At 61.8% G+C, this 12,306-nt stretch carries 11 protein-coding genes and 1 pseudogene; 2 read left to right on the forward strand and 10 right to left on the reverse strand.

All coding sequences use genetic code 11. The features are described from left to right. Positions 1-143: 143 nt before the first annotated feature. From ORS3428_RS16940 to ORS3428_RS16970, 9 genes and pseudogenes are all read right to left on the reverse strand, one after another. Positions 144-1,121: a hypothetical protein gene (locus tag ORS3428_RS16940; RefSeq protein WP_071099445.1), complete on the reverse strand. Its 978-nt coding sequence runs from the start codon at positions 1,119-1,121 to the stop codon at positions 144-146. Between the two features lie 188 nt (positions 1,122-1,309). Continuing rightward, a complete protein-coding gene (locus tag ORS3428_RS16945; protein WP_071099446.1) occupies positions 1,310-1,939 on the reverse strand; it encodes a hypothetical protein in 630 nt (209 codons plus the stop codon). 13 nt (positions 1,940-1,952) lie between these two features. Next, complete coding sequence (locus tag ORS3428_RS33055) at positions 1,953-2,402, reverse strand: hypothetical protein (RefSeq protein WP_131802907.1); 450 nt, start codon at positions 2,400-2,402, stop codon at positions 1,953-1,955. Positions 2,403-2,429: 27 nt separating this feature from the next. Then, on the reverse strand, positions 2,430-3,029 hold the full coding sequence (locus ORS3428_RS33540) for a hypothetical protein (protein ID WP_172833698.1): 600 nt from the start codon (positions 3,027-3,029) through the stop codon (positions 2,430-2,432). Positions 3,030-4,019: 990 nt separating this feature from the next. Continuing rightward, positions 4,020-4,568, reverse strand: coding sequence for a hypothetical protein (locus ORS3428_RS16955; RefSeq protein ID WP_071099448.1), 549 nt, complete (start codon positions 4,566-4,568; stop codon positions 4,020-4,022). 60 nt (positions 4,569-4,628) lie between these two features. Further along, positions 4,629-5,477 (reverse strand): hypothetical protein, encoded by an 849-nt coding sequence (locus ORS3428_RS33995; RefSeq protein WP_244507990.1) that lies wholly within the window; start codon positions 5,475-5,477, stop codon positions 4,629-4,631. Between the two features lie 159 nt (positions 5,478-5,636). Next, a pseudogene (locus tag ORS3428_RS34425) lies at positions 5,637-6,212 on the reverse strand (PAN domain-containing protein); the annotation flags it as partial. 61 nt (positions 6,213-6,273) lie between these two features. Continuing rightward, a complete protein-coding gene (locus ORS3428_RS16965) occupies positions 6,274-7,101 on the reverse strand; it encodes an SH3 domain-containing protein (protein ID WP_071099450.1) in 828 nt (275 codons plus the stop codon). A gap of 103 nt (positions 7,102-7,204) precedes the next feature. Beyond that, entirely contained in the window at positions 7,205-8,281 is a 1,077-nt protein-coding gene (locus ORS3428_RS16970) for an OmpA family protein (RefSeq protein WP_071099451.1), read from the reverse strand. 821 nt (positions 8,282-9,102) lie between these two features. Between ORS3428_RS16970 and ORS3428_RS16975 the strand changes: the two genes are divergently transcribed. Both ORS3428_RS16975 and ORS3428_RS16980 read left to right on the forward strand, forming a co-directional pair. Then, positions 9,103-10,128: a helix-turn-helix domain-containing protein gene (locus ORS3428_RS16975; protein WP_071099452.1), complete on the forward strand. Its 1,026-nt coding sequence runs from the start codon at positions 9,103-9,105 to the stop codon at positions 10,126-10,128. 928 nt (positions 10,129-11,056) lie between these two features. Beyond that, positions 11,057-11,995, forward strand: a complete 939-nt coding sequence (locus ORS3428_RS16980) for an NAD(P)-dependent oxidoreductase (RefSeq protein ID WP_071099453.1) — start codon at positions 11,057-11,059, stop codon at positions 11,993-11,995. On the opposite strand, the gene ORS3428_RS33060 is transcribed toward ORS3428_RS16980, so the two are convergent. Next, positions 11,992-12,258, reverse strand: a complete 267-nt coding sequence (locus tag ORS3428_RS33060; RefSeq protein ID WP_131802908.1) for a hypothetical protein — start codon at positions 12,256-12,258, stop codon at positions 11,992-11,994. The genes ORS3428_RS16980 and ORS3428_RS33060 overlap by 4 nt on opposite strands. Between the last annotated feature and the right edge of the window lie 48 nt (positions 12,259-12,306).

Genomic DNA, 12,306 nt, shown 5'->3' on the forward strand with positions numbered 1-12,306 from the left:
AATCGTATTCTCAGCGATCACGTCCAAATCGCTGATTTGATTGAGCGACGCGGATTCCGGGCGAAATCCAATATGCGATGCATCGGGCGCTCCCTTACTCCATGATGGTCATGAGAGCGTTGCGGCACTTCCGATGATTCCTTTCATATGCTCGGTTGCGCCGCTGGCCCTGCCGGACTCCCGCCGAAATGCGACATTGCCTTTGCTTTCAACTCGCGGAACTGGCGCGACGCCTCGGAGAGCCTATAGTCCCATTCCGGGTTCGGCACCTGGCCCTCGATCGTCTTGAAATAGACCTGCATCAGCGAGGCAATGGCGAAGGGTTCCACRAAAGCCGCCTTCAGCGCCCAAGCGAAGACGATGRCCAGCACGAAACTCCAGCCGCTGAACTGGCCCGGCATGAAGTAGACGACCGCGCCTGCCGGCGCCAGCATGAGCAAGAAGATGACGAAGGTCGCGCCCCACAGGATCAACGCCAGCCACACGGCGTTCTTGACCATCTTCATGCCGTTCTGGGCATAGAGCACGACGCCTTGCCGGGCCGTCTCGAACGGCGAGGCCGAGTCGATGCGGATGTTATAGCCCAGGATGATTTCATCGATATAGGTCAACGAGATGCGGATCACCGTATTGGCGAAGCGCACCAGCCCGTCCAGCCCGGGCAGGAAGGCGGCGATGCCGCCGAGCAGACCGGTGACGGCGCGGATCGCGCCCTTCACCAACTGGTCGACAACGAAGAGGATGTTGGCCTCGGCGAAGCGCTGCCTGACGACTGCTTTGGCATAGGCGATCTGGTTCTGGCCGCCCGGCACATCGCGGCCGTCGATCAGGTGCACCATGACGGCGATATGGCCGGCCTTCACCACATAGAGAATGTATTCGCGGATCCAGTAGATAGCGATGGAAACCAGCGCGAAGCCGGCGATGCCGCCGTAGAAGGCTGTTCCTTCGGGCCCTCCATCGGCGAAGATGTGGCCGACGCCCCAGCCGATGCCGGCGCCTGTGCCCGCCCCCGCGACATAGCCGAGCGTCATGGCGAAATACACGACCATGCGGAAAAGGATAAACGGCCAAGTCCTGAACATGATCGCCACGGATCTGCCGACCGAGAAATCCCACATCGCCCTACCCTCCGCCAAAGAGACAAAATAACAGGATCGCCGACAGCGCTCAGAGGCGACCGCTTCGGCGGCGATGGCGACAGCGGTACCWAGCAGGATCGCCCAGGAGCGGCAGGCCAGTTCTTGAAAGTAACATTCGAATTTCTCCGTCCAAGGTGCGGCCTGGGTCGCGAGGAATCGTAGCCTCTTTACTCGGGGGCGCAGGTGGTAGTGTCCTTTGGGAAGAGGCTTTTGAGTGTGTGCCGAATCTCAGCCTCCGACTCCGGCGGCGTGGAATCGCGAGAGCAGATAATTGGTCCATTGCCGCCATCAGCGTGGGCGTTGCAGCAAACTTTTTGAACCGCTGCGGGTATAGGACCCGCTCCGTCTTGGTCGGCGTCTGCGGGGAATCCTTCTTTCGGCTCACAGAAGGCACCGTACTTGTTCTTCTCCTTCAGGACCACATAGCCGGGCGGGCACGAGCGTTCGCCCTCGCTTCCCACGCCGGCGTCCTTTTTCTTCTTCTTGTTCTTCTGGCTTGCCCGCGCGTCGCAGGGCGTGCGGGTTTTGGTCAGACCTACGGCGCCTCCCTGAAGGCAGGGTGGCTCGTCTTCGGTTGCGCCACCCTCGTCATCGCCCTGCTGCCCGCCGGACCGGCGATGCCTTTTGAGGTTGCCGCAGATCAACTGGCCGTCGCTTAAGGTGCAGCCGAAGGTGGCGGCTCGGACCACCGGGGTGCTGTACGGCCCTTCGGTTGTGACCGCTTCCGCGGCGGTGTTGACGACARCGACACCAAGCAGGGCCGCCAGGAGCGGCAGAGCGATTTTCAAGGTTGACATTTCGAAGTCTCCGTCACGGGAAGCATTCGTTGCGGGAAGACGCCCAGTTGTTAATCACCGAACTCCTCAGGCCCGGCGGACACATGCACGTGCCCCCGCGCGTGGCGATGGTGATATCGCCTGCAAACACCAGGCCCTTCGCGGCGCATGTTTGGTTAGCGGCGGCTGCGCCGGACAACTGCTCTGCGCCCGGTGTCGAAGCCGGATGCGACCGTCTGCGCGCGAGCACACAGGAGCGGTAATACCGGCCGGCGACGTAGCCAGGCGGGCAATTCCACGCCACCTGGATTGCCCGAACGGTGCCGGCCGCCGTCGATCCGGCCGTCGTCAGTCGCAGCAAAGAGGCCGGGACAACCGTCGGCCAGTCGTCATTGCGGCTRCCATCGTAACCTCTGGCAAGGCCAGATGAGTTCGCAAGCGCGAAGACGAAGAGCACCACCACGCTGGCTTGGAGCGTTCTCATGACTTCCCACCTCACCTTGCTGTGCGGCTACTGCCGCGTTCCGTTCCAGCTGCCCTCGATGGCATCGGGGTTGTTGCCAAAGCTATAGGTGCCGTTGAAGGACTGGCCGTCGTCGGCGAGCACGAACTTGCCGCTGCCTCTGGTGCCGTCGCGCTGGGYCCAGGAAAACCGCAGCACGTTGCCCCGCATGTTGCCGCCAAGGGTGCCAGTGCTGCCGTCGTTGCCGTCGAAGTTGCCGCTGACGGAACTTCCGTTCTGCTTGAGCACGAGCGTATAGGCGACATTGTCCGCATTGGCAGCCCAGCGTCCGCCGAAGCCGGCCGTTGCAGACGCCGATGCCTGCTTTCCCTTCGGCTTGGCGAATCCCGCCGCGCTCTTGGCGAACACGGCTGCCCCGCCGCCGAACTTCAGAAACTGGGCAGAGACGCAGCCGGACACCGGCGCGCTGATCCGGCACCAGCCGCCACCACCGCTGCTTTGCTTGTTTGCGATGATGCCTGCAGCGCCGGTCGCGCCGCACGGACCGGTCACCGAAACAGTCTCGCCTTCCGGCACCGTGCCGGTCACCTGGCCATCGGGACCATTGCGGACGTTGAGCTTGTCCAGCCCCGGCTGGTTGATCACCACCGTGGCCGTCCCCCCGCCGCAGGAGCCACGCGGCTGCGGGGGATGTTCGCATTTATTGAGCATACTTCTAAGGCCCGACTCGTTCGAGGCCAAGCTTTTAGGTTCTGCTTTAAGCCCGCGACAATTTTGAATCCAATGAAGCCGGTCTTGATTCCAATCGTCCAAGGCGCAGTTCAGCCTGCGCCCCTCGCCAACCATGCCCTCCATGTTGTTGGCGTAGGCTTCACAAGCCTGGCCAATGGTATCTGGCGGCGGAGGTAGCTGCGGTGCAGCCGGCGATCCCGTTGTGATACAGGACGTGCCCGACCAATTCGCCGAAACAACCTGGTCAGATTTCCTTCGTGCCCTGACTCTGAAGCAGTATTTGGTATTTGGGTCTACATCTCTGATCTTGAAGCCAACTCTATTGACTGTACCCTCGTTGTTCGGAGCAGATATCGTGTAGAAATCGAAACAAGTAGGGCACCAACAGGCTACCTGCTTCTCTAGGCACTCAATCGATGACGACGGCGGCGCATACCTGTTACCATTTTTAGTCATCTCAACTTCGAAGCCGACCAGTTCTGTAAAGTATCCGGGGCGTCGCTCGGTGGCTGTTCCGCCGATTTTAAATTCCTTCCCCGCCGTATTTCTCCATAACAGGCCAACGTCAATTGTTTCGCGCCACCCCTTCACGTCTTGCTTTTTATTCCTGGATTCGCCCATTTGCGGATCCGTCGGCGTTCCCGGACGATCGCGAGCGGACGCCGGGGTGGCGATTGCCGCGCATGACATGACCAGAAGGCCGACGATCGATGTTCGCAGAACTGACATGAGGCGCATGAAACACTCCAAGATCGCTTGAATTGTTGTGTTAATAACCTCAGCTGAAATCGTGCATTGTTGTCGGCACCTATCTGGGGGCGACCTCGTCCACCCGGCGATTTTGGTTGTTTGTCGTCGCGGCGAACTCCGGTTGGAAGGCTACTCGGACCTCTTCTCCAGATCGCGTCACTTTTCCAAAAGGCATTGAGCTGGAAGAGGCTCGACAGTCATCGCACCGTCTGGCGCCCGACTTTCCCCCTCGTATCTGAGCCTGAGATCCACAAAGCCGTCCTCGCCGCTCGTATCGCCTTTGTCAGCGAGYAATCCGATCCTCAGTCCCGCTACGACATCGGCGCCCTCCGGCGCCGGGGCGAGCTTCTGTAGGCACGCATCGCGCGCGTTGAGGAAGGCATCRTTGTCGTCCGGCTTCGACGCCGGATCGCGGGTTTGCTCGATGCATGCTTCAAGATCGGCGAGAGTTGGCAGCTTGACGCGAACGTTGGCGGTGCCGTCCAGAGCCTCGCCGGCCTCACCCTGGATTGACATGGACGAGCGCTTAACAGCGATCGAAAACTCGCCGAAAGGTCCGGTGACCGTAACCGGGCCGGCGTCGCCGCCTGGATAGGCAAACGTCATCGGCAAACTCCACTTAGGGTTCATGACGTCGGCGCGCCCACATGTGAGCTTGAGGGCGGCGGCCAGCGTGACGTCCGGCAGCAGGAGAAYACCAAACATTATCAATGGTGGCAGCAATCGGCAGATGGTGGAACCTGTCATGCTCCTGCGCTCCCTTGCCTATTGCCGCGTCCCATTCCAGGAGCCCTCCACGGCATCGGGGTTGTTGYCGAAATTGTAGCTGCCTGCGAATGACTGACCGTCACCCGAGAGCGTGAACTTGCCGCTGCCTCTGGTGCCGTCCTTTTGGACCCAGGAGAAGCGCAGCACGTTGCCGGTCACCTTGCCGGTGATTTGCCCGGCGCTGCCGTCATTGCCCTGGTAGCGGCCGGAGACGCCGTTGCCGTTCTGCTGCAGCGAGAGGTCGTAGGCGACGTTGTCGGCGCTGGCGGCCCAGCTTCCGCCGAAGCCGGCCGCTGGAGACGCCGATGCCTGCTCTCCCTTCGTCTTGGCGAATCCCGCCGCGCTCTTGGCGAACCCGGCTGCTCCGCCGCCGAACTTCAGGAACCGGGCAGAGACGCAGCCGGACACCGGCGCGCTGATCCGGCACCAGCCGCCATCGCCGCCGCTTTGCTTGTTTGCGATGATGCCTGCAGCGCCGGTCGCGCCGCACGGACCGGTCACCGACACAGTCTCGCCTTCCGGAACCGTGCCGGTCACCTGGCCATCGGGACCATTGCGCACGTTGAGCTTATCCAGCCCCGGTTGGTTGATCACCACCGTGGCCGCCCCCCCGCCGCAGGAGTTATCGGCCCGGTCACCACCCCCACCTGCCGCAGCGGCGCTACCCCCACCGCCGGTCCTACAGTCATTCAATCGCTGCTTGAACGTAGCCTCTTCGGAATCGGCGACACCGTCACCGGAATGCGCCGCGCATCGCTGCAGCCAATAGTCGTGGGGATTGTTCCAGGGGGCGATCTGGACGAATTTGCAGCCAAGACCGCGCGCCTCGCCGGCAATGGCGGACATGCGATCGCTATAGGCGACACACGCGCTGCCTCTGCCAGTGTGCTTGACGGGCTWCTCCGGCACGRCTGGYGGTGGAGGTGCCGAGGCTGTCTCTGCCTTCGCACCCGAGACGCAACAGCCGTTCGGCGTTGGCGGCGRCACTGCCGATTTCAGCCAGCATATCGGTTTCGGACCCTGAACGCCGGGCTTGACGTAAGTCCAAGCTTTGCAGTTTGCATCGGATTCGCACGCCGACTTGCAGGGTCCGAAGCCTGCGATTGTGGCCTCCAAATCGAACCGGTCGTAGTCGTGTCCCGGTCGATCGACACCCGTTTCGGCAGTCGAGTCCCCCCCGCTTCCGCCGGTGCTGGCCGAATGGAGGGGCGGGAATCGCCGCGTGACCTGGSGCCAATTCCCGCAACTCGACGAGAGCCCATATTTGCCGCCGTAGCAACCCTGTGCCGAATAGGTCACCGTGCCATCCGGCTGAACCGCCAGCCTCAGGACTGAGCCAGTTTTCCATTCCGTCTGGGGTTGTCCGGGCACGATTACGTTAAAGACGTCAGTATTTCCATCTGGCCACAGGGTAATCTCGAGGATACGTGAGTTCCCGTTGAACGTCAGCCGCTCATCCACACAGACGCCCGAGAATGATGTGCAGTCGCTGGCGTGCGCCGCGTCTGGCCGGGGAAGAGAAATCAGGGTCAATACCGCTAGAAGCCCCCACAAGCGGCGCGCCGTTCGCTCGAAAGACATGGCTCAACTCCTTCGGGTACCTGCTGAAGCTGCGTCCGACTAAAACATCAGGTCCCCGCGATCATTGCCGCATCCCGTTCCAGCTGCCCTCGACAGCATCGGGGTTGCTGGAGAAGTTGTAACTGCCCTCGAAGGACTGGCCGTCGCCGGCGAGCACGAACCTGCCGCTCCCGCGGGTGCCGTCCTTCTGGACCCATGAGAAGCGGAGCACATTGCCGCTCACCTGGCCGTTGATCCTGCCGGCGCTGCCGTCGTCGCCCTGGTAACGGCCGGAGACGCCGTTGCCGTTCTGCTTGAGCGAGAGCGTGTAAGCGACGTTGCCGGCATTGGCGCTCCAGCTTCCACCGAAGCTCGCCGTCGCTGACGCGGACACCTGCGGCTTGCTCTTCGACTTCGCGAAGCCGGCCGCACCCCCGGGCAGGCCGGTGTCGCCACCGAACGCAAGGAACTGGGACGACACGCAACCGTGCACCGGCGCGCTGATCTGGCACCAACCACCGGCGCCTCCGCCTTGCTGCGTCTTCGGCTTGGCGAAGCCGGCCGCCCCGCTGATCGCACCGCACGGGCCGACCACAGAGACCGTGTCGCCTTCCGGCACCGTGCCAACCACCTGGCCGCCGGGACCGCTGCGCACGTTGAGCTTGTCGAGGCCCGGCTGGTTGATCACCACCGTCGCCATTGCGTTGCCATCGCCGCAGGTTCCATCCGCCAGCTGCATAGGCGGCATGCCACCCATATCCGCCGGTGTTTGAGGCGTGCCGCCTCCCCCGGCGTCATCGCCGCCGGCCGGCCTGAGCGTCTTGAGCTTATTGCCGGTGCTTGAGCCTGCCCCCGGCACGAAGTCGACATTCGAACCAGCCGAAGCCGGCGAGTCCAAGATAAGCAGCATAGCTATGCCAAGGAGAAGGAGCCGCAATCCACCGGCCCCGGTCCGGCATTCTTTTGTAGCCATTGACGGTCCTCCTCGCCTTGTGCCACGTGCCTTGTCCTGCCTAACCGGCGTTGCCCGAGTTGGCCGGAACGCCGCCGCTTCCGCCGGAGGCACCACCGCCCAGATCGTCTCGTTGCAGTTCGACGCGGCGGTTCTTGGCGCGCCCTTCTTCGGTGTCGTTGGATGCGATCGGTTGCGTCATGCCAGCACCGTCCGAGCCGAGGCGATCGGCGGCGATGCCATATTGGGAGACGAGCGCCGCAACGACGCTGGCGGCGCGCCGCCGGGACAGATCGAGATTGTAGTCTGCGCCGCCTTGGTTGTCGGTGTGGCCGACGACACGCAGCTTCAGATCCGGCTCCGACGCCAGCAGCTGCGCGATCTCGTCCAGCGTCGGCTTGGACTCAGGTTTGATGACGTCCTTGTCGAAGTCGAACAATATCCCGTAGATCGCAATCTTTCCGGTTTCGGAGAGCGCCGAGCCGATCTCCTTTGCAGTGACCACCCGGATCTTGCCGGTCTCCATCTCCTTCGTCTCGACGACCCGGACGACGGCGACGTTGCCGCTGCTGCTTTCGCCGAGATAGAGGGCTGCGTATACCGCGCCCTCCGGGCGGTCGAGCCGGGCGAGAAGGTAGCGCCCTCCTGCCTGGAACCAGTTGTGCACGTAGTCGTCCGAAAGCTTCGGCAGGCTGAGCGGATCGCCGACAGCCTGGCCAAGCAGATATCCGTCCTCGGGCTGGCCGGATTCGAAGCAGGAGCCGTTCTTGGTGGCGCAGGTGAAGACCTCCGAGAAGCCCTTCGCCTTCAGGCCTTCCTCGTAGTTGCGGAGCACCTCGAGCGTCGAACGGCCTTGCGGCAGCGTGTAGTAGATGAGCGTGATGTGACCCTCGACCGTCTTGAAGCCCTTGCCGCCATTGGTGCTCGTCGGCGAAAAGGGAGCTTCGACAAGGTTTGCCTCGTCGAATTCCGTCGTCTTGTAGCCGACGATCTCGGAGCCGTCGTAGCGCCCGATCAGCGGGTGATCGGAACTGCCTTCCACGTCCGCCGCCCGGGCGGGCAGCGCCGTGCCCAGTCCGCTAACGATCAGCACCATGAAGAGGGCGCCGACCCGCTTCAAACCGGCGAAGGCTCTCATCGTCTCTCGTGCCTCAAGGAATGGAATCGACCCAATAACGCGTCGGTCCGTCGTGGAATTTCCATCGTTGCCGCCCCGGGTTCCAATTTTGACTACGTCGGATGCGAAGTGCCTTCGGCATAGCTATCCACCCTAGGCGATCGCTCCATTCCGCCGGATAGTCCGCCGGGAGCGTCCCCCTCCATGAGAGCCTCCACTGGCGTGTTCCGCATAGGATTCTCGGGCCGCCGAAACCCTCTCGACTTTCGTCGCAGCCCTCCAAATTGCTATCCTGAAAGCCGCAGCGGCTCCGAAAAATTGAGACGCGGAGACAGTTCAGGCAATGTTTGGAGAAGTATCGGGGGTCTGAACAGACCAAATAACGCGGCGCTCCCAAATAGGAAAAATCGGGAAATAAAATAGGAAAAATCGGGAACCGATAACGCCGGAGAAACTGCAGGCTCACATTGCATTTGAACTGTCCAGGCCATCGCCTGACGGTGGATGTGCGCTTATGCCGGCGGGCAGCCGACTGTGGGCAGCCGAGCTGACCGTTGCAGTCCGGTGACCAGAGCTAGAATGACATTGCGTTGACGGCCGCGGCCACTCCCACTAGCGTGCATGGGATCATTGGGCAATTCGGTCGCACGGGTAAGCGATGGGGCCTGGCAGCGAAAAAGGGGGGCAAGCAGCCGAAGGGTGGCTGTTGTCGTCCGGTATGGATTGCGGGCGGCTGCTGTTTCGCTACGGGTCGCGTTTCCCGCTCTATAATCCAGCCGTGCTGAGTCAGTTTCGGATTCGCCTCCAACTTCATGTTTCGGCGTGCTCGGGATAGACCTTTGATGGAGTCCGCCAAAACAACAGTGGCGCATTCCGCGCTCGATACGCGAGGCTTGCCCGGCAAGCAGGCCGTTGCTCTTTGGCAGGACCATGTGGGGTCGCTTTACGACTTGCGGGCGCCGAAGCTAATTCCAGAAACTTTCGACGTGCGCGTGGACTTCTGGCATCTCGAAAGCGCGCTCATCGGCACGTTCAAAGGACCGGCTCAGCCTTGGAGTCGGTCCCGCGCGTGCATCGGGCATGACGGCACGGACAGCTTCCACCTGCTGGTTCTTCGCAAGGGTTGGAGCGCCCCGCACGGCGGCGGAGTGTTGGTCAGTCCCGGTGATATCCTCGTCTGCGATATGGCGCAGCCGCTATACATGCACGGGGGAGACAATGAATTGCTCACCCTCGTCCTGCCGCGCAATCTGCTGGCGCGTCATCTCCAGGCGCCGGACGAGCACAATCTGCACCGGCTGCCGTCAGCCGATCCTCTGGCGGCGCTCCTGAAAGACCACCTCACCAACCTGCACGCACGTTTGCCTGACATGTCGCTGGAACAGGCCGAAGCGATCATACCCGCCACCGTGYATCTGGCTGCAGCGGCCATCAACGGCACGACAAGAGACGAGCAACTTGGCAGCGTCCGCATGGCGATGACCGAGCGGATATGCAAGTATATCGACACTCACATTCACGAGCGCGATTTGAGCCCCGAAACGATTGCCAATCAATTCGGCATGACGCGGCGAAATCTCGGCCGTCTGTTCGAATCTTACGGCGGCGCCGCCGCCTATGTCAGGCGCAAGCGTCTGTCCCTGGTTCACGCAAGCCTAAAGCGCTCCGCGCGAAACGGGCAATCAATCGAGGACATTGCCGAAGCGCATGGGTTCAATCACTATCGCAGTTTTTCGCTCGCCTATCAGAAGCAGTTCGGGACTTCTCCACGAGAAGCGCGCGCGCAGGCCCGGAAGGGAACTGCCTTTTCAGCAGCCAGCGACGGCAAGCTGGAGCCTTGGGCGTATTGGGTCAAAGATTTGAAATAGCGTTTCTCTTCTTCCGATCCTACGGCTCCCCGACAAAGAATCGATTCCTCACTCATACGCACCCCCATAGTCGAGTGACGGGCTGGATAGCTCAAAGCCTGAGCGAGGCTGCTACGGCTCTCCAAGTCAGCCAGGCGACGGCCAGATACGATCGGGAGAATATCTTCCCCAGGATGGGTGTCTCGCGACAGGCCGATCTCGTCGCGCTCGTCAGGCGGCTCATTCCACCGATCCGCCGGTAGACCCTGGCCTCGATCGCGTTGGGCGAGGCGTCGTCGGCAAAAGCCGAAATGACTAGCTTTCGATGCGAGCGATGTCTCTGCCTACCCACCAAAAGAGGTCGATGAACGCATGTTGGCCAAGGATATGAACCCGACTGGTTTGGGGCCATAAGCGGTCGGACAGGTTTCAGTTTTGGACCTGGCGATAGCTGGTAGTCCGCGAGCAGGATTCCTCCTGGCCCGCGCGTTTTCATAGCCGTCCGCGTTCATGGGCAAGAACCAGGGAGGCCTCGAACCGATCCGGCGTTCATCGGCTTGTATATGTGGCAGACGCTTCCGAGCAGCCAGGAACTTCGGCCAGGATGTCCTACCCGCGTCTCCCAACTGCGCCGCCAACATAGGCGCAGGTGGCATAATGTGCCRTTTAGGACGACTGGCCCAGCAGCCATCACCACCTCTCCATAAGGCTTTACAATCCCATTTCGAGGACCGTCCCTATGGTAGTCTACACTTAGAATGATTTGCGAATGATTTGCCGGAGCCGGTCTCATATGACGGAAAATGCGGACTTCATCGTGATCTGGGCCGGCATTGCCGGCCAGTCTTTGGCTCGCCCGCGACAAACCCGTTGTCGGCACGATCGAACCGTTTGGAATCGCTTCCACCTCCAGGCGGGCATGAAACGCCCGACGCGACCCTGAACCRCCATGCGAGCCGTCTTCGTCGACTGCACACGCGAACTGCAAGCCGTCATTGAGCGGCGGCGGTTAGTCATTCCAGACAATGTGGATGTCAAGCTCGGTTCGCCAACAGCTCAGGAACTGGTCGAGCTGTGCGCGAACGCGGATGCCATCTTCGTAGAGCATACCGTCATTCCACCCGTGGTATTCGACGCCTGCCCCTCTGTCCGCGCCGTGGTGTTTATGGGAACAGGCGCCGGTACCTACATCGATATGACGGATGCCAGACGCCGCGGTATTCGCGTTGCGACCGCCCCTGGCTACGGCGACCGGGCGGTTGCCGAGCATGCGTTCGCGCTGATGTTCGCAGCCGCGCGGTCCATTGCCAGGATGGACCGCGAAATCCGTACTGGTGCCTGGTTGCCAAGAGGCGGCCTGCAACTGGGTGGACGCAAGGTCGCCGTGATCGGGCTTGGCGGGATCGGGACGGCGTTCGCTCACCTGGCTCGATCGATCGGAATGAACGTATGCGCGTGGAACCGAACTCCCCGCGCGATAGACGGCTTCGTCGAAGATATCGACGAAGCCCTTGCGAACGCGGACGTTGTGTCCGTCCACTTGGCGCTCAATGCGGAAACAGCGGGTCTAATCGACCGCCGCCGGCTTAAGCTCCCCGCTCCGGGCTACATACTGGTCAACACCGCCAGGGCCGAGATCGTCGACCAGGACGCGATGCTGGCTTTTCTCGGAGAAGGCTTCATCGGGCATGCAGGCTTGGACGTGTTCCCGCAAGAGCCGCTTCCTCGAGAAAACGCCTACCGCAAACTGGACAACGTGACGCTCACAGCGCACGCGGCCTACATGACCGACGACGCCTATGAGGAGTTGTGGCGCAGGACACTTGCCGCGTTCGACGAATTGCGGTTATCGGCGACGGCTTCACCAGTGCCGTCAAACCTCAGTTAGCGAGACGGCGTCGGATCAAATCCGCCGCGCTCGTGACGTCGCATTTTGCGGGGCCAGGTGCGTGGACTGATGTCGAGCGTAAGGGCGACTTCCTTGCCCGTATGACCCTTGATCAGCAAGGCGACATCCCGTCCCGTCGCGTCAACGACATGCGGACGGAACAATCTTGCTTCGACAAAGGCGTCGGTTCGTCGACTCCAATGCGTATCCTGGTGCGCATTCCGGGGCGTGTTGATCAAAGGGGCGAAGATATGGGCCGTCATTCCTTCCGATCCCCAAGGAGCAATATCAGGCCATGACTTCGAGCCTGA

The sequence above is a fragment of the Mesorhizobium sp. ORS 3428 genome (assembly GCF_001854785.1).
Classification (GTDB): domain Bacteria; phylum Pseudomonadota; class Alphaproteobacteria; order Rhizobiales; family Rhizobiaceae; genus Mesorhizobium.

Excerpts from the sequence above, each read along its gene's own strand:
- ORS3428_RS16965 (WP_071099450.1), bottom strand. The coding sequence starts at position 7,101 with ATGCTGCTTATCTTGGACTCGCCGGCTTCGGCTGGTTCGAATGTCGAC.
- ORS3428_RS16970 (WP_071099451.1), bottom strand. The coding sequence starts at position 8,281 with ATGAGAGCCTTCGCCGGTTTGAAGCGGGTCGGCGCCCTCTTCATGGTG.
- ORS3428_RS16980 (WP_071099453.1), top strand. The coding sequence starts at position 11,057 with ATGCGAGCCGTCTTCGTCGACTGCACACGCGAACTGCAAGCCGTCATT.
- ORS3428_RS33060 (WP_131802908.1), bottom strand. The coding sequence starts at position 12,258 with ATGACGGCCCATATCTTCGCCCCTTTGATCAACACGCCCCGGAATGCG.